This window comes from Negativibacillus massiliensis, assembly GCF_900148495.1.
Lineage (GTDB): Bacteria > Bacillota > Clostridia > Oscillospirales > Ruminococcaceae > Negativibacillus > Negativibacillus massiliensis.
Genome location: NZ_FTRU01000008.1, coordinates 1,068,081 through 1,085,156, shown reverse-complemented (window position 1 = coordinate 1,085,156; position 17,076 = coordinate 1,068,081). Strand labels below are relative to the sequence as shown.

Annotated in this window: 15 protein-coding genes, 2 pseudogenes and 1 riboswitch; of the genes and pseudogenes, 14 read left to right on the top strand and 3 right to left on the bottom strand. The window is 39.7% G+C overall.

The window, feature by feature from the left end:
- The first annotated feature begins 191 nt into the window (after positions 1-191).
- The 8 genes from BQ5375_RS11055 to BQ5375_RS11020 all read left to right on the top strand — a co-directional run bounded on the left by BQ5375_RS11055 (position 192) and on the right by BQ5375_RS11020 (position 8,360).
- Positions 192-662, top strand: a complete 471-nt coding sequence (locus tag BQ5375_RS11055) for a hypothetical protein (RefSeq protein ID WP_022131650.1) — start codon at positions 192-194, stop codon at positions 660-662.
- On the top strand, positions 659-1,933 hold the full coding sequence (locus tag BQ5375_RS11050; RefSeq protein ID WP_022131651.1) for a restriction endonuclease subunit S: 1,275 nt from the start codon (positions 659-661) through the stop codon (positions 1,931-1,933). The genes BQ5375_RS11055 and BQ5375_RS11050 overlap by 4 nt, the downstream gene beginning before the upstream one ends.
- On the top strand, positions 1,930-2,409 hold the full coding sequence (locus BQ5375_RS11045) for a hypothetical protein (RefSeq protein WP_022131652.1): 480 nt from the start codon (positions 1,930-1,932) through the stop codon (positions 2,407-2,409). The genes BQ5375_RS11050 and BQ5375_RS11045 overlap by 4 nt, the downstream gene beginning before the upstream one ends.
- Before the next feature lie 22 nt (positions 2,410-2,431).
- Positions 2,432-5,521: a type I restriction endonuclease subunit R gene (locus tag BQ5375_RS11040; protein ID WP_076917929.1), complete on the top strand. Its 3,090-nt coding sequence runs from the start codon at positions 2,432-2,434 to the stop codon at positions 5,519-5,521.
- Between the two features lie 5 nt (positions 5,522-5,526).
- Positions 5,527-6,252, top strand: coding sequence for a M48 family metallopeptidase (locus BQ5375_RS11035; RefSeq protein WP_022132516.1), 726 nt, complete (start codon positions 5,527-5,529; stop codon positions 6,250-6,252).
- 28 nt (positions 6,253-6,280) lie between these two features.
- Positions 6,281-6,889 carry a hypothetical protein gene (locus BQ5375_RS11030; RefSeq protein WP_022132515.1) on the top strand — a complete coding sequence of 203 codons (609 nt, stop codon included), beginning with the start codon at positions 6,281-6,283 and terminating at the stop codon, positions 6,887-6,889.
- Between the two features lie 653 nt (positions 6,890-7,542).
- Positions 7,543-8,151, top strand: a complete 609-nt coding sequence (locus tag BQ5375_RS11025; RefSeq protein WP_022132514.1) for a hypothetical protein — start codon at positions 7,543-7,545, stop codon at positions 8,149-8,151.
- Positions 8,152-8,153: 2 nt separating this feature from the next.
- Positions 8,154-8,360, top strand: coding sequence for a hypothetical protein (locus tag BQ5375_RS11020; RefSeq protein WP_022132513.1), 207 nt, complete (start codon positions 8,154-8,156; stop codon positions 8,358-8,360).
- Between the two features lie 374 nt (positions 8,361-8,734).
- Here BQ5375_RS11020 and BQ5375_RS11015 read toward each other — a convergent pair.
- The 3 genes and pseudogenes from BQ5375_RS11015 to BQ5375_RS11005 form a co-directional block, all read right to left on the bottom strand.
- Positions 8,735-8,943 (bottom strand): annotated as a pseudogene (locus tag BQ5375_RS11015) (DUF3791 domain-containing protein).
- Positions 8,940-9,413, bottom strand: a pseudogene (locus BQ5375_RS11010) (DUF3990 domain-containing protein). Before BQ5375_RS11010 ends, BQ5375_RS11015 begins: the two co-directional pseudogenes overlap by 4 nt.
- Positions 9,410-9,649 carry a DUF3791 domain-containing protein gene (locus BQ5375_RS11005; RefSeq protein WP_022132510.1) on the bottom strand — a complete coding sequence of 80 codons (240 nt, stop codon included), beginning with the start codon at positions 9,647-9,649 and terminating at the stop codon, positions 9,410-9,412. The pseudogene BQ5375_RS11010 and the gene BQ5375_RS11005 overlap by 4 nt, the downstream one beginning before the upstream one ends.
- Positions 9,650-10,189: 540 nt before the next feature.
- Here BQ5375_RS11005 and BQ5375_RS11000 point away from each other — a divergent pair.
- The 6 genes from BQ5375_RS11000 (at position 10,190) to BQ5375_RS10975 (ending at position 17,075) form a co-directional block, all read left to right on the top strand.
- A complete protein-coding gene (locus BQ5375_RS11000; RefSeq protein WP_022132509.1) occupies positions 10,190-11,929 on the top strand; it encodes an ABC transporter ATP-binding protein/permease in 1,740 nt (579 codons plus the stop codon).
- Positions 11,926-13,566: an amino acid ABC transporter ATP-binding/permease protein gene (locus BQ5375_RS10995; RefSeq protein ID WP_022132508.1), complete on the top strand. Its 1,641-nt coding sequence runs from the start codon at positions 11,926-11,928 to the stop codon at positions 13,564-13,566. The genes BQ5375_RS11000 and BQ5375_RS10995 overlap by 4 nt, the downstream gene beginning before the upstream one ends.
- Entirely contained in the window at positions 13,566-13,901 is a 336-nt protein-coding gene (locus tag BQ5375_RS10990; RefSeq protein WP_022132507.1) for a nitrous oxide-stimulated promoter family protein, read from the top strand. The genes BQ5375_RS10995 and BQ5375_RS10990 overlap by 1 nt, the downstream gene beginning before the upstream one ends.
- The gene (locus BQ5375_RS10985; protein ID WP_022132506.1) at positions 13,898-14,311 is read left to right on the top strand and encodes a YbaN family protein; all 414 of its coding nucleotides are present in this window, start codon (positions 13,898-13,900) and stop codon (positions 14,309-14,311) included. The genes BQ5375_RS10990 and BQ5375_RS10985 overlap by 4 nt, the downstream gene beginning before the upstream one ends.
- 173 nt (positions 14,312-14,484) lie before the next feature.
- Positions 14,485-14,677, top strand: a riboswitch (cobalamin riboswitch).
- A 172-nt stretch (positions 14,678-14,849) separates the two neighbouring features.
- Positions 14,850-15,875, top strand: a complete 1,026-nt coding sequence (locus tag BQ5375_RS10980) for a FecCD family ABC transporter permease (protein ID WP_022132505.1) — start codon at positions 14,850-14,852, stop codon at positions 15,873-15,875.
- The gene (locus BQ5375_RS10975) at positions 15,876-17,075 is read left to right on the top strand and encodes an ABC transporter ATP-binding protein (RefSeq protein ID WP_022132504.1); all 1,200 of its coding nucleotides are present in this window, start codon (positions 15,876-15,878) and stop codon (positions 17,073-17,075) included.
- Position 17,076 lies beyond the last annotated feature (1 nt).

Here is a 17,076-nt window from a genome sequence, read left to right as displayed (position 1 = left end):
AATGAAGGAGGAATATACATGCAGGAAAATACAGAAACACCTTCTGTTAAGCGCAGTTTTTCTGAAAGACATCCAACATTAAATTTTTTTTAGGCCTTATCCTTCTTTTAATTCTTCTGGCGACAGCAGTATGGATACTCCAGTATATAGGAAATCAAGTCAAAGATTTTCTGAATTGGTTGCTGACAACTGTGAGTAAGTTGGATGCGGTGGTAATAGTTGCGCTTATTACTGGCATGGTGTCGATTGTTGGTGTTGTGATCAGTTCCATAGTGGCAAAGTTTATTGAGTATAGAAAGAACCGCCAAAATTATCTTGCTCAAAAACGTGAGATCCCTTATGGAGAATTTGTTGATATGATCTATAAGGTACAAGGGACTATTAAAAATAAAAAAAGCTACACACAAGAAGAAATGATTGCAGATATTTCTAAATTTTCAAAACAGCTCACATTGTGGGGTTCACATCGGGTTGTAAACAAATGGGTAAAGTTTCGAGAAAATGGAACTGATCCAGAATCAGCTAAAAAGAACCTACTTTTAATGGAAGACATCATGAACGAAATGCGTCATGATTTGGGGCTCAGAAGAGTGAAACAAGGAAAACTGCTGGCATTCTTTATAAATGATATGAAGAAAACTATGAAAGAGATGAAGAAATGAGGCAAGATATAAAAGAGAGAGTTGAGCAAATCCGCCAGGGCAAGGTGCCGGAGGGGTATAAAAAAGAAAAGCTGGGAATTGTACCTGAAGAATGGAATGAGACCTCATTTTCCACTCTTTTTACCAGTACCAGTGATTATACAGACGATTTAGATAAGTATCCTTTGTACAGTCTTACAATAGAAGATGGGATTACCCCGAAAACAGAACGATATGAAAGAAGCCATCTTGTCAAAAAAGAGGACTCGTATAAGATTGTACGGCCGAACGATTATGCTTACAACCCGATGAACCTTCGTTTTGGTGCGGTTGCCAGGCATAAGGGGAATATGCCGGTTGCCGTTTCGGGGTACTACGATATTTTTACAACGGTACATGAAAGTGACTTGCCGTTTATGGATAGCTTTCTAACCTGTGGCCCTATGATCACTTACTACAATAGGGTCTCCACGGGATCATTGGTTGAGAAGCAGCGTGTCCATTTCTCTCAATTTTTAGAGTTTGTGTTGCCGTTGCCATCTATAAATGAGCGTGCCAAGATTGCCGCCATCCTCACTACCCAGAACAAAATAATTGAACTGAAAGAAAAGCGTCTTGCCCAGAAGCAGCGACAGAAAAAGTATCTCATGCAGCAGCTTTTAACCGGTAAAAAGCGCCTTCTAGAATTTAGTGAAGAATGGAAGATAAAACCATTAAAAAAGTTAACAGAGAAACAAAAAAAGAAAAACGATGGTTTTCAATATCGTCTCGTTCTATCTAACAGCGCTCAACATGGAATTGTATCTCAAGATCAAGAATTTGATAAAGAAATAGCTAATGAGGAACGAATTGATGGGTACTATATTGTTATTCCAGGTGCATTTGTTTACAATCCTCGAATTTCAGTCACCGCACCATGTGGCCCAATTAATGTGAATGAAACTGGTGAGACGGGCATTATGTCTCCACTCTACACAGTGTTCACTATTTCCTCGCCACAGATTAGTCAGGATTTTCTGAAATATTACTTTCAATCATCTTGCTGGTACAAATATGTGAAGGGAGTTGCGAATTACGGAGCACGGCATGATAGAATAAGTATTTCAGATGGCGATTTCTTTGATATGCCTATCCCACTGCCGACAAAAGAGGAGCAAAATTATATTGCCAAAGTGCTTTCTGCCGCTGATCGTGAAATCGAGCTACTCCAGCAGGACATCGAACAGGAAAAGCAAAAGAAAAAAGCCCTGATGCAGCTGTTGCTGACGGGTATTGTGAGGGTGAACGTATGAATATTAATATGACAATGACATTGGCAGATATTATTTCAAGTGTGCTTTCTTTAGGTGCTTTAATTGCAGCACTTTATATTGGTATTATTCAAAATAGGATTAATAAAAGGATGCTTTCAATTCAAGATGGCGTTGATGTTTTTCTCCGCGTAGAGTATATAGTAGATAAAGATGTTTCTTCAAAAATAATTGCATCACGGATACAAGTACGAAATATTAGTGCCATGCCTTTATCTCTTGAAAGATACGTGTTTAATGGTGTAGAGCGGGTTATTTCACCTTATCGCCTGCCGCCTGCAGCACAATTCCCTGATGCATATTACTATATCAACCTACCATCAATTAATCAAATGGATTATGCGTCATTTACATTATATTTTGAAGATGCAACTCAGCGCAAATGGAAAGTTTCTGGACGAGCAGAATTAAAAAATGGGAATTGGGAACTTTCATCTGAAAAGCCACAGAAGATATAAGTTGTATGAAAGGATGTAAACCATGGACAAATTTCTGTACTTAGAAAAGAATATTAGCCAGCAGCCGGCCATTGATCTGCTGCGATCCATGGGTTATACCTATATTTCCCCAGAGGACTGCGAGGCGCAGCGGGGCAGCCGGTACCATGTGCTGCTGAAAGACATTCTTCGAGGCCAGTTGCGGCGGCTTAACCGCTATACCTTCGCCGGTGCGGAAAACGAGTTTTCCTCTGCCAACATCGAGCGAGCTATGGAGGAACTGGATGAGCCCCTCACCGACGGCTTGGTGCGCACCAGTGAAAAAATCTATGATGCCCTGCTGCTGGGCAAAAGCTATCCAGAGATTGTAGGAGAGGGTAAAACTCTCAGTTTCAACCTGAAATACATTGACTGGGAGCATCCAGAGAATAACCTGTTTCATGTCACCGAAGAATTTGCGGTAGACAGCCGGGACAAGCTTCACAATGCCCGGCCGGATATCGTGCTGTTTATCAACGGTATTCCCTTCGCCGTCATTGAGTGTAAAACGCCTCAGATCAGCGTAGAACAGGGCGTGGAGCAGAACATCCGCAACCAACAAAAGGAGTACATTCCGCAGCTCTACAAGTTTGCCCAGATTGTGATGGCGACCAATAAAAACGCCGTGAAGTATGCCACCACCGGTACGCCTAAAAAATTCTGGAATGTGTGGAAGGAACAGGACACCGCTTTTCTGGAAGCTGCACTGGCTCAATATGTGACTGACCGCACCCCCACTGAGCAGGATCAGAATTTGATTTCTCTGTTCAGCAAAGAACGGGTCATCGAGCTGATCCGATACTTTGTGCTCTTTGATGCCAATGTAAAGAAGATTTGCCGGTATCAGCAGTATTTTGCCATCAAAGAGATTATCAAGACCATCCAACAGCAGGATGAAAAGGGCAACCGTCAAAGCGGTGTCATTTGGCACACCCAGGGCAGCGGCAAGAGCCTGACCATGGTTATGCTGGCAAAGTATATTTTAATGGAACTGTCCGACTGTAACCCGAAAGTAGTCGTTGTCACGGACCGCAAGGAACTGGATCGCCAGATTGCTGCCACCTTTGCTCATACCCGTCTCAATCCGGCCAGAGCCACCAGTGGCCGGAATCTGGTGGAACTGCTGAATAGCGGCAAGGCGGATGTGGTCACGACCATCATCAATAAGTTCAACACCGCTGAAAAAATGGAGCACAAGAATTTTTCACGGGATGTGTTTCTGCTGGTGGATGAAAGCCACCGCTCCAACTATAGCCTGTTGGCCACTAAAATGAGGGCGGTGTTCCCCAATGCTTGCTACATCGGCTTTACCGGAACACCTTTGATGAAAAAAGAGAAGAACACCATGGCAAAGTTCGGAAAACTGATCCATAAATATACTATAAAGGATGGCGTGGAGGATGGAGCCATTGTGCCGCTCATTTATGAAGGCCGTTTTGTGGAACAGAATGTGGACGAGGCAAATATTGACCTCTGGTTCAAACAGACTACCAAACGACTCACGGAAGCTCAGCGGAATGACCTTTCACGGAAGTGGAGCAGCATTCGCCGCCTGACATCCACCGATGCCCGTATCAAGCGGATCGCTCTGGACATCAATGAGCACTTCAGTGAAGGGTACAAAGATACCGGATTTAAGGCTATGCTGGCCACCAACTATAAGCGGGATGCGATTCGTTATCTGGAGTGTTTTGAGCAGTTTGGGGATTTGAACTGTGTCGTGGTGATCTCACCGCCTGATCTCCGGGAAAGCGTAGACGATGTAGATGAAGGTACTGACGATAAGGTCATTGCCTACTGGAATAAAATGATGGATCGCTACGGTAACGCAGATGCCTATGAAGAGGCAATGAAGAATCAGTTCTGCGCAGGGGACATTGATATTCTTATCGTGTGCAGTAAGCTGCTTACCGGTTTTGATGCCCCCATCTGCCAGGTGCTCTACATAGACAAAGAGTTGAAAGAACACGCTTTGCTTCAAGCTATTGCTCGTACCAACCGTTTGTATGAGGGCAAGGATTACGGCCTGATTGTGGACTATCGTGGACTGATTGAAAAGCTGGATACAGCTATGGATTTGTACAGCGGCGCCGGGCTGGAGAACTTTGACAGCGGAGATCTGAAAGGTGTTGTGGTGGATGTTATGTTGTCTGTGGCTAGCCTGCGGGAAGTATATACCCGGTTGACGGAACTGTTTGCAGATTTGAAAAATCCACGCGATACTGAAGAAGTTGAAGTGTTTCTTGCTGACGATAAGAAGCGGGAAAACTTTTATAATTTCCTCTGTGCTTTTGGTAAAGCGTTGAATATGGTACTGAATGCGGAACAGGCGTATACAGTTGTTCCGAAAGATGAACTGAAGCAGTATCAAAACACTTTTATCTTTTTCTCCAAGGTACGCCGCAGCGTGAAAATTCGTTACTGCGATGCCATTGATAATCGGGAATATGAGCCGCTGATGCAAAATCTTCTGGATACACACCTCTCGGTAGCTGGTCTGAAACAGATCACCAGCCCCATAGACATTCTGAATAAAGACGACTTTGAACGAGAATTGGAGGAGCTGGGTTCGCTCCGTGCAAAGGCGGACGCTATTACCAGCAAGTTGACCCGCAGCATCAGCGAAAAGTATCAGGAGAATCCCGCCTATTACGACAGTTTCTCCAAGCGGATCAAGGACGCATTGGAGCAGTACAAGGAAAAGGTGATCTCTGAGGCTGAATATCTGGCAAAGATGCGTACCATAATGGAAGACTATCACGCCGGGAAAAGCACCGTGACCTATCCAGAATGCATTAAGAATAATGTCCATGCCCAAGCATTTTACGGTGTTCTGTCAGCAGTATTCGACGAAGCAAAAGAAGCGGAAGTTTCTCCTGATTTTGCTGCAAAGATTGCGGAAGAGATTACCAAAATTGTGGCCAACCACAGTCAAGTGGATTGGACCAACAACAAAACAATCCACGACCGAATCTCGCAGGATATTGATGACCTTTTTTATGACTACGAGAAAGAACAAGGATTAAAACTGTCTTTTGACACCATTGATAAGATCATCGAAAATGTCAAAACAGTAGCACTTCGGAGGTTTTGACAGCAATGGCGCAGGAAAGAACTGTCTTATATGAAAACAACGAGATCCACTATTTTCTGGAGCAGAAGCAGGTAAAAAATCTCAATCTGCGGATTCATAAGGATTGTATGGTTTATGTTTCAGCTAATCCAGATGTTCCGGTTGAAAAAGTTGACGATTTTGTAGTGAGCAAAGGAGCCTATATCCGCTCAGTACAAAGAAAGTTCTGGGAGATGGCACAGTATGCACCGCAACCCAAGCAATATGTTAGTGGAGAAACTTTCTATCTGCTGGGCAGAGGAGTTAGGCTGAAGGTGGAGAAAAATGTGCGAGACACAATTTTCTCTGATGGGATATATTTGTACCTTTGCGTGAAAGACACTGAAGACTTTGCGAAAAAGCAAAGGATGGTGACCCGTTACCTGGATGAGCAGTGTCGAACTGTTTTTGGAGAAATCATTTCAGAAATCTACCCGATATTTCAAAAATATGGAGTGCCTATTCCGATATTGCGGATTCGGGATATGGAGACACAGTGGGGCTCTTGCTTGGCAAAAAAGGGGGTTATTACATTGAACAAGCGTTTATTGGAAGCACCCCGAAACTGTATCGAATATGTCATAATGCATGAGTTCTGTCATTTTATCCATCCAAATCATTCAAAGCGTTTTTATGGTTTCTTGGCCATGATGATGCCTGATTGGAAAGAACGCAAGACTATTTTAGACCGTAGCGCAATGTTTTGGCTATGAACAATTTAACTGAAAGGGAAATACCTCTATGGATGATTCGCAAGAGAAAATATATAGGTGTAAACTATGTGACTCTTTATTCAAAGATAGTGATATGAGCGAAGAGCATTATCCAGCTCGGAGTACCGGTAACGAGGATATTGTTGCGCTTGATATTATCAAAATGTTCGAAACGATGCAATCGGAAAAAGTATATTCCGAAATCGAAAAAAGGTTAAATGCTGGTGAAAAGTCTGAAGATATTGCTGGGAATATATCGGATTCACAGTTAACAACATCATTATATCCGAAAGGAAGAACAGCTAGGACTCTATGTCGAAAATGCAATACCTTTTTGGGAAAATATGATAAGGCATATTTACGCTTTTTTGATTTGGATGGGAATCCAAAGGCTATAAAGGGCTTTCAAAGACAAACAAAATATCAGGTTATTAAAGCTATTTACGCTAAGTTTCTATCACTTCCGGAAACACAAAATGAAAAGTTTGACTTTGTAGATTTTATTAGAGATGAAAACGAAACCAGCTACAATGGAAAATGGAAACTTTATTTTGTAAAACGAGATAAGAGATCAGATCTTATGGGAATACAGACATCACACCTGAAGCAAATGAGTCAAAGAAAAAGCAGTATCTAGAAAATGTACCGCTTATTTACTATAATACTTCTAAATCACCCAACCATCTGTCTCAAGCAAAACCCTTGATAGAATAGTCCGATAAATTTTTGACAGCAAAAGCCCGCATAGACCTTAGGATAAGGATAATCTGTATCAAATAGAATCACGTTGAACCAGATCTGCTATAAAAAGCTTAGAAACTGATTTGATTCGATGAGTTGGGAGTAAGAGAGTTTCTTGATAACTATATAGATATTGTTTATCAAGATGGAGTCACTCCTCATTCGACTTTCAAAGAGAAGCGCAGTTTTATGGAAACCGAATTTACAAAGTAGAATAATGGTGAGTACGGATACAACAGGTTTGAATATTTATATCTTAGAAGACGGTATGTCAGAAAATGATAGAATCAAGCTGACACATGAGAAAATATACGAATTTTTGGAGAAAGGATAAATAAAATTGAATTGGACTGAGTACAACAGTAAATTAGGAATTTTATTCAATGATGAACAGAAACTTGAACTGTTAAAAAATAAAATACGTAATATGTTATATTACCTAGGAACTCAATTGACTCCTATAGATTACAGAAACAGTTCGTTTATTGATTATTTTGTGATGATAGGTTACAGAGAAAGTCACTAGATATTTGCGATGTAATTGAGAGTATGGACTCTGTTGATTCCATAAATGAATTAATAAGTAGATATACAGCTTTTGGGCTTACGTCTGAAAAACATTTTGCAAATAAAACAGTGATTTCAATAATAAAAGATTTTCTGCCAAAAGAACTAAAAAATTTACATATTCAATATGAAATACTTGATGATCCACAAGGTTGCTTTATTATCCCAAAAGGTGCGAAGGAACTGGATGAAGCACTTGTATCTCAATCGCTTGAATGGTTAAAAGGATATCCCCAAGCTCATAAGACTTTCTGTATTGCATTGAAGCAGTACGCCGATGGTGAATACATAAGAGACACTGCTGATAATTTGAGAAAGGCATTGGAAGAATTTTTGCAGGAATTTCTTGGAAATGAAAAGAATCTAGAGACCAATAAAAACGAGATTTGTAAATATTGGGGTAAAGAAAATGTAGATGCAGGTGTCTGTGGACTGTTTCAGCCACTAATCAACGCATATAAAAATATCAATGACAGAGTGGCGAAACACAATGATAAAGTCGATGAAAAATTACTGGAATTTTTATTATATCAGACCGGTGTTTTGATTAGAATGGTGCTCTCTGTAAAAGAAAATGAAGAGGACAAATAAAAATGAATGGATTTAAACCTACTATAGGTATTGAGTTTGATGATAAATATATTGATGCAAAAAACAAATTGCTTGAATTTATTAAAGCATTGGATAAATTAACTCCAGTGCAAAAAGAACATTTAGCAAGAGAATTTATAGCATCTATGAGTATGGCTGTTTCGTTTGAACAATTTATGAATTATATGAATAACGGAGGTCAACGATAATGCCGACGATAAATTCTCTATGGAAAAATACACGGTGAAAAGAAGCCTCTGCGTTTGAAAATCCACAACATTTGCGGCGATGAAATGATTTGGAAGGTGTAATGAAATTGTTCCAAATGTAAGATGGCATAATTTTTTTGCTCAGGTGATATGAAAAGAAGATAAGTCCGGGGAGATCAGCTTCTTTTCAATCGTTTTGCCCGGAATCTCTCCATGGTTTGTTAAATTTATTTACTATAAAGTTTGAACAAAATCAATTAGAGAAAATTGTTGATACTGCAAATCACTGGCTATGAGTTATGAAGTTGATTGCTAAAAGTAATAAAAGCAGACCAGGACTTGACACTGGTCTGCTTTTGGAGTTAGAAATCATCTTAATTTTCTTTATATTCAGAAATTAGTTCTTCTGTCAGGTACTCGTCGCTCATACAATGTAAATCAGATACACCTTCACTGATTAAGCGGTAAATTTCTGAATGGTAGAAGAAATTCAATGCATCATCTAAAGACAGATTTTCTTTTTTTGAAAATTGCTCGATAATTCGGGCATATTTTTTTGCAGTAAAATAGGATTGGCGGTCAAATCTGTTCGCTCCCTTCATAGTGAAGATATTCATCAAGAGCTTTTTGTGTTCGGAAACATATCTGTAAATTGGGTTTTTCATAACAAAGGCGGCGGATCGCTTCTTTTTTGTCAATCAAATTGTCAAAGTAAAGCTCAACGGTATTAAATACCTTGTCATTTGCGACACCGCCAATTACAATATCATAATCTGTTATATCATTTCCGGTTCTGCATTTCAAAATGAAATCGAGCCATTCTTCGGAATAGCTGTCAAATTTCAAGACTTTAAGTTCCTGGTAAGACGTTTCGTCAAAGTTGTAGCGGGAAACAATTCCACTTTTGCTACGACGCTTGAATTTTTCGCACCATTTTACTGCCTGCTCGTAAAGAGGAGTAGTGTAAAAGCCGCGTCCAAAATCAACATTATCTCTGGAATGTACTAAATCCGGAGTTTAAATCTCCAGATAAGAGCCATGATATAAAATCATAACAGGGCACCCCTTTCTTCCATCAAGCTGATGATATCATCTACAATATAGTCCTTGCTCTGGGTATGCAGGATCTCATATTCAGGGATAATATAGCTGTTTAAGATATCACTTTTCTCGGTCAACGCCTGGTATATTTCTTCAGCATTTTTTCCGAGTTTGATCGCAATATTTTCTATACAGAAAACAGCAAATTCCAGTTCATCTGTAGTTTTTATTTTTACATGATTTAACATGGCTAGAGAACCTCCTGTCAATGATATTCAAAATGACTTGTATCATCATAAGCATAAAAGTTTTTTAAAAAAGAGAGTCTTTCGAATTGTTCGTAGGTATAAAGGGAACACCCAGAGATATCGGTCAGTTGGGCAAATTTAGCCTGGGAAAGGATGCATCGCTAAACGAACTTCTTTAGTTTTTCACTAAAAATCCTTTTTGCTCTTTTCTATAAAAATATTCTTATGATTTTCGGTTAATAAATGACAAATTTCTGAAAATAGACATAATAGGGATTGAATGCACAAGTTTAACCTTTATTTAATTATGTATTGGAAGCTACTATAAGTCAATAAGTTCCTAATGTAACTTATAAAATTTGATTTTATAATAATAGAATCAGGGGAGAATATATAGAAAAACAAAGGTTGACTTTTTCGATGTAACCTGATATAATCCTTACAGTTAGCTGAGTCTAATCTTGGCAAGAGGTTGCTCAGCTTCTTTTCAAAGAAATAGTTAGCTATGGCTAACAATGAAATGGATAGGTGGTCAGGAATATGATGATAAATAGGCGCTTGATTGATGCTGTTGGAGAGAGCAGAAAATATATTGCCGGAAATGTTGTAGCGCAGTGGATCTCACTAGCTGCCAATATTATTATGATGGGGACGATGGCGCATTTTCTTCAATGTTTGTATGAAAATACTTTGAGAAAACAGGACGTTTTGTTTCATATTTTTCTGATTATTTTATCCTTGGCAGTACGTTTTGTGTGTACTCTTTTTTCCAGCAGGATGGGATACCTAAGTGCTAAATCTGTGAAACGGACATTGCGAGAAAAGATTTATCGGAAACTTCTACGCCTAGGCAATTCTTATCGGGAGCAGGTGCAGACCAGCGAGGTTGTACAGATTGCAGTAGAGGGAGTGGATCAGCTAGAGACCTATTTCGGAGCATATCTGCCACAGCTCTTCTATGCAATGGTAGCTCCGCTGACACTGTTTGTTGTTATGAGTACCATTAGTATGCCGGCGGCAATCATTCTTCTTGTCTGTGTTCCCCTGATTCCGGTTACAATCATAGCAGTACAGCGTTGGGCTAAAAAACTGCTTGCAAAATACTGGGGAGAGTATACTGCTTTAGGCGATACATTTCTGGAAAATTTGCAGGGACTGACCACAACGAAGATTTATCAGTCTGATGAATTTAAACATCAGGAAATGAATGAACAATCAGAGCATTTTCGTAAAATAACGATGAAAGTTCTTTCTATGCAGCTAAACTCCATCACGGTGATGGATCTGATCGCCTATGGGGGAGCAGCATTGGGTGTTATTCTTGCAGTCAACCAATTTTGTTCTGGAGCCATTGAACTTGCAGGATGTCTGATGATTATTTTGCTGGCGGCGGACTTCTTTCTCCCTATGCGAATGTTGGGAAGCTTTTTTCATATTGCGATGAATGGTATGGCAGCATCGGATAAGATATTCCGGTTATTGGATCTTCCCGAAGTTACCCAAAAGGCAAGTCTTGTTCCGACAGACTCTTCTATCAAAATGTCTGATCTGGGTTTTTCCTACGAAGCAGATCGGGAAATTCTACAAGATATTACGATGGATTTTCCACAGGGAAGTTTTACTGCTATTGTAGGGGAAAGTGGCAGCGGAAAATCGACAGTAGCCTCTATCTTAATGGGACGGAACAAGGGATATAGAGGAACACTGACAGTTGGAGGAATACCACTGAGCGAGATTTCGGAACAAAGTCTGCTGAAGCACTTTACTTATATTAGTCACCAGAGTTATTTGTTTAAAGGTACTGTACGGGATAATCTGTTGATGGCAAAACCAGATGCTGATGATGGACAACTGTGGAAAGTACTTGAGCAGGTTAGGTTGGCGGATTTCCTTAGGCAGGAAAATGGTCTGGATACTGAATTGAAGGAAACAGCGTCCAATTTTTCCGGAGGTCAGTGTCAGCGACTGGCACTTGCACGAGCTTTACTGCATGACAGTTCGGTTTATATTTTCGATGAGGCAACCTCCAACATAGACGTGGAGAGTGAAAACGATATAATGGAGCAAATTTATCAACTGTCAAAGAACAAAACAGTGATTTTGATTTCTCATAGGTTGGCTAATGTCGTGAAAGCGGATAAAATCTATGTGTTGAGAAATGGTTATTTGGAGGAAAGTGGAACCCATAAAACACTGCTTATGCAGGAGGGATATTATTCCAGACTGTGGAATGCTCAGCAGGAATTGGAAAATTATACTAGGGGAGGATGCAACAGATGAAACGAAATGGATTTCAGGTGATGTCTCGTCTGATTGGTTTGGTGAAACCCTTGACCGGATATATGTTTCTGGCAATCAGTATGGGATTAATGGGACATCTGGCTGCAAGTTGGATCACTGTACTGGGAGGGTTTGCAGTACTGGAAGTTCTGTATCCCCAAATCCCTTCGGGATTAGGTGTGATTTTTGTGGCAGTACTTGTTTTAGCGTTTGTACGAGGTTTCCTGCGCTATGCAGAACAGGCGTGCAATCACTTTATTGCTTTTAAGTTGCTGGCTCTGATTCGGGATAAGGTGTTTTTGTCCCTGCGCCGTCTTTGTCCGGCAAAACTGGAGGGAAAAGATAAGGGGGATTTAATCAGTCTCATCACTTCTGATATTGAACTTCTGGAGGTCTTCTATGCCCATACGGTTTCTCCTATCTGTATCGCTATCTTGTTTTCTGGTATGATGACAACGTTTATCGGAAGCTACAATATCATGCTGGGTATGTGGGCAGCAGCGGCATATTTTGTGGTGGGAGTTGTAATTCCAATGATAACATCACGGCTTTCCGGAGATGATGGGATAAACTTTCGCTCCAGATCGGGAAAACTGTCCGGTTTTGTACTGGATTCTCTGCGTGGACTTTCTGAAATATTACAGTATGGACAGGGAGAGCAGCGTATGGCGCAAATGAATGCGATGACAGATGCGCTTTCCAAAGATGATGAGAGAATGAAACGTAGAGCAGGGAAAAATACTGCTGTTACAAATTTAGTTATCCTGTTGTTTGACTTTGGAATGTTGTTTTTATCTGCTGTTTTGTGTGATTTTCCAGAAACACTGATCTGTACACTGGCTTTGATGAGTTCCTTTGGACCCTGTGTTGCACTGGCAGCACTTGGCTCCACACTGCAAAACACCTTTGCAGCAGGAAACAGAGTGTTGGATCTTCTGGAAGAAAGTCCGGTAGTTGAGGAAGTGAGCGGTAAAACAGAGGTGGAATTTCATGGTGCAATGGCAGATAAGCTCACCTTTTCCTATCAGCAGGAAACAGTTTTGAAAGATGTATCCATAGTGATTCCTGAGAATAAAATCATTGGTATCACGGGACGCAGTGGCTCTGGAAAATCCACCCTGTTAAAACTGTTTATGAGATTCTGGCAGGTACAGCAGGGAACAGTCAGCATTTCGGGAAAGAAGATAGATGAAATCAACACGACAAATCTGCGGAATATGGAGAGTTTTGTAACGCAGGAAACATACCTGTTTCATGACAGCATCCGAAATAATCTTCGGATCGCAAAACTGGATGCAAGTGAAGATGAGATTATTGCAGCTTGTAAAAAGGCTTCTATCCATGACTTTATTATGAGTCTTCCGCAGGGATACGAGACCAATATTGGGGAACTGGGTGACACACTTTCAGGAGGTGAGCGCCAAAGATTGGGGCTTGCAAGAGCCTTTCTTCACAATGCACCATTCTTGCTGTTGGATGAACCAACCTCTAATCTGGATAGTCTCAACGAAGCAGTAATTCTCCAATCTCTTCATCGGGAACGAAAAGGAAAAACGGTTATGCTGGTCTCCCATCGTAGTTCTACTATGGGCATTGTAGATGAATTTTACTCGGTTGAGCATGGGAGGATGAGCTGATGAATATAACAGACAAACGTAATAGAGAAAAGGAACTGGTTTCTTTTATGATTGCGCTGTACTGTCGAAAAAAACATGGCGGGAAGTCTCTGTGCCTGGATTGTGCAAAGCTGAACGAGTATGCAGAACAACGGGTTGATCATTGCCCATTTATGGAAGAAAAAACCTTTTGCTCCAACTGCAAGGTACACTGTTATAAACCGCAAATGAGGGAAAAAATACGGGAAGTGATGCGCTTTTCCGGTCCTCGGATGTTATTTTATCATCCAACTGTTGCTATTCGCCATATTATTGAATCTGTAAAAGAAAAGAAACGAATGGAGAAAACATTATGAAAATAAAAAAGGCATTGTATGTTGTTTTAGGGTGTATCGGTGTTGTTTTGGGGGCGGTAGGAGCGGTTATGCCGATATTGCCGGCGTTTCCATTTTTGATGCTTGCGGCTTTCTGTTTTGCCAGAAGCTCCGATCGATTGGACCAATGGTTCAAAGGAACCAGACTGTATAAGAACAATCTGGAGGACTACATTGCCGGCAGAGGAATGACATGGAGAACAAAAATCCGTATTATGCTGATGGTAACATTCTTGATGAGCATTGGATTTTTTATGATGGGAAGAAAAGGCATTTTTATCGGATGTGTTGTGCTGGGATGTGTTTGGGTATTTCATATTTTGTATTTCTGCTTCGGTGTTAGAACAATCCCTACTGTAAAACAAGAAAGTTGTTCCTCAAGTAGAGGATAACATTTACTTTAACCTGTTTTTGAGGCTAAAGAAAAACTTAAAGTGGGTTTTTATATATGCGCTTTTATAATTTTGCTTTCTATGAGAGAAGAAATCAAAAATAAAACGATAGAAAAATCAAATATCAGGTATGGACATTTTTAATATGGAGTGATATACTGAAAAAAATAAATATCGTAAACAGGACTATAGGTGTGCATAGCACATAAAAGGAATCAGGTGTAAATCCTGAACAAGGCCGTTGCCGTGTTTAGCTAAACTATACGCAAGATAGAAATATCAGCCACTGGATTATCTGGGAAGGCGCGTATATGCTGGTATTCAGCAGCTATCAGTCGGAATACTTGCCTAGGGTTCACTCGTTACCAACGAGTATTGCTTAGAATCTACGGAATTCTGGAAACTAAGTGACAGTGTAGAAATGTGAAAAGGAAGAAATTTTTTATCCTTGGAACACAATATAAAAACACCGTTTGGTAACACCAAACGGTGTTTTTTTTACTACTATATGGTAGAAAAAGGGAGAAGAGGTATTAATATGAGAGAAAAAAATATTTCTAGATGGGCTATACTTTTTTTGGTTGGATTAATATCGCTTGTGATTGTATTTTTCTTAAATATTATGCTTGGATCTGTTGAAATTACACTTTCGGAAATAGTTAGATGTGTTGTTGATCCTGCTTCTGTAGAACGTTCGCATTATTCTATTATTGCAAATATACGTTTACCAAGGACATTGGCAGCATTAGCGGGAGGTGCTTGTCTGGCAACATCGGGAATCCTTCTTCAAGTGTTTTTTAGCAATCCTATTGTAGAACCGTATATTCTGGGAATTTCTTCTGGATCCACTCTTTTTCTCGGTATTGTTATTTTGGGCGGATATACTTTTGGTATGGGAACAATGAGCTCGCTTGGATTGTTTACTGGTGCATTTATTGGGGCCATGTTAGTAATGATAGTAGTTATTTTTGCTTCTCAGAAAGTTAAAAGTATTACGACACTTCTGATTATTGGAATGATGATGGGGTATGTGTGTAGTGCAGCTACCAGTGTATTGACTGTGTTGGCAGACCATGAAAAAATAGCAGCTTTTTCTATTTGGACAATGGGAAGTTTTTCAGGATTTACATGGGATCATGTTAAAATTCTGTATATAATTTCAACTCCTTTTCTTTTTTTGGCTTTTTTAATGAGCAAACCGCTCAATGCAATGTTATTAGGAGAAAAATATGCACAATCTATGGGAATTTCAATTCGCCCATTTCGCTTTTTAATGGTATTGGTCTCTAGCGTTCTGACGGCTGTAGTTACTGCTTTTGCTGGTTCTATCTCATTTGTGGGACTTGCTGTTCCTCATATTACACGAAGTTTATTCAAAACTTCGGATAATCGAATTATTATTCCGGCGTCATGTATTTTGGGTGCTGTAATGGCTGGAGTATGTGATATGGGGGCAAGATTGGTGTTATCCCCAACGGAACTTCCTCTGGGAGCAATGACGTCTATTATTGGTGCACCAATCGTGGTCTATCTGTTAGTACATAACAGAAAGGGGAATGTATAAATGGAGTGTATTATTCAAGCCCAAAATCTAGATGTAGGGTATGGTAAAAATGCGGTTATTTCAGATGTCAATATAGATGCAATGAAAGGGCAAGTTATTTGTCTTTTAGGGCCAAATGGCGCAGGAAAATCTACAATTTTGAGAACTCTTTCTGGATTACTTGCTCCAGTAAAAGGTGCAGTACGGGTAGAGGGAATTGAGATTAAAAAAATGAAAACAAAAGAGATTGCTCAAAAAATTTCTTTGGTTTTAACTGATTCTGTTGCTCCATCTCTTACGACAGTTTATGAGTTAATTTCTATGGGTCGGACGCCATATACAAACTTTTTAGGTCGCCTTTCTGATGAGGATAAAAAGATTATAGATGAGTCATTGGAAATAGTTGGGGCTTCTTTTTTAAAAGAACGCTTTTATGAGCAATTAAGTGACGGGGAAAAACAAAAAGTAATGATTGCTAGAGCATTAGTACAGGAGCCAGAATTGATTATTTTGGATGAACCAACCAGTCATCTTGATATTAAACATAAGGTTGAGGTAATCAAAGTATTACAGAAACTGTCCAATGAACGCGGAATTACTTGCATACTTTCTTTACATGATATTGATTTAGCATTAAAAGGATGTCAAATCGTTTGTTTGGTAAATAATGGTAGAGTACTAGCACAAGGTATTCCAGAAGACATAATTTATGATGGTGTTATTAAGGAACTTTATGAGATTAAAGGAGCAGAGTATAACGAATTGTATGGTTCAGTTGAACTAAAAGGGTTATCCAGTAACGATGTTTTTGTAACAGGGGGAGGAGCCACTGGAACAAATCTTTATAGAGCTTTATCCAGGAAAGGTTTTGGTATAACATCTGGTGTTATTCATCAAAATGATGCGGATTATCCTATAGCAAAAAGTATTTGCTCCCAAATCATTTCAGAAAAACCATTTGAGGTAATCAGTGAAGAATCTATTTTTCAGGCAAAACAACTGATGATGGCATCATCGTATGTAGTAGACAGTGCATTTCCTGTTGGACTGGGAAACCAAAAAAATATTGATCTCATAAAAGAAGCTGTTCATATTGGGAAAAAGGTCTTTTCTATGAGGAGTATTCAAGAATGTGAAAGATATTATGGGGAAGTTGCAGGTCAGATTCACTCGATTTCCTGTATAACAGAATTGTTTGATTTGTTGATGGAGATGAAATAAA

Excerpts from the sequence above, each read along its gene's own strand:
- BQ5375_RS11050 (WP_022131651.1), top strand. The coding sequence starts at position 659 with ATGAGGCAAGATATAAAAGAGAGAGTTGAGCAAATCCGCCAGGGCAAG.
- BQ5375_RS11045 (WP_022131652.1), top strand. The coding sequence starts at position 1,930 with ATGAATATTAATATGACAATGACATTGGCAGATATTATTTCAAGTGTG.
- BQ5375_RS11040 (WP_076917929.1), top strand. The coding sequence starts at position 2,432 with ATGGACAAATTTCTGTACTTAGAAAAGAATATTAGCCAGCAGCCGGCC.
- BQ5375_RS11035 (WP_022132516.1), top strand. The coding sequence starts at position 5,527 with ATGGCGCAGGAAAGAACTGTCTTATATGAAAACAACGAGATCCACTAT.
- BQ5375_RS11030 (WP_022132515.1), top strand. The coding sequence starts at position 6,281 with ATGGATGATTCGCAAGAGAAAATATATAGGTGTAAACTATGTGACTCT.
- BQ5375_RS11025 (WP_022132514.1), top strand. The coding sequence starts at position 7,543 with ATGGACTCTGTTGATTCCATAAATGAATTAATAAGTAGATATACAGCT.
- BQ5375_RS11020 (WP_022132513.1), top strand. The coding sequence starts at position 8,154 with ATGAATGGATTTAAACCTACTATAGGTATTGAGTTTGATGATAAATAT.
- BQ5375_RS11005 (WP_022132510.1), bottom strand. The coding sequence starts at position 9,649 with ATGTTAAATCATGTAAAAATAAAAACTACAGATGAACTGGAATTTGCT.
- BQ5375_RS11000 (WP_022132509.1), top strand. The coding sequence starts at position 10,190 with ATGATGATAAATAGGCGCTTGATTGATGCTGTTGGAGAGAGCAGAAAA.
- BQ5375_RS10995 (WP_022132508.1), top strand. The coding sequence starts at position 11,926 with ATGAAACGAAATGGATTTCAGGTGATGTCTCGTCTGATTGGTTTGGTG.
- BQ5375_RS10990 (WP_022132507.1), top strand. The coding sequence starts at position 13,566 with ATGAATATAACAGACAAACGTAATAGAGAAAAGGAACTGGTTTCTTTT.
- BQ5375_RS10985 (WP_022132506.1), top strand. The coding sequence starts at position 13,898 with ATGAAAATAAAAAAGGCATTGTATGTTGTTTTAGGGTGTATCGGTGTT.
- BQ5375_RS10980 (WP_022132505.1), top strand. The coding sequence starts at position 14,850 with ATGAGAGAAAAAAATATTTCTAGATGGGCTATACTTTTTTTGGTTGGA.
- BQ5375_RS10975 (WP_022132504.1), top strand. The coding sequence starts at position 15,876 with ATGGAGTGTATTATTCAAGCCCAAAATCTAGATGTAGGGTATGGTAAA.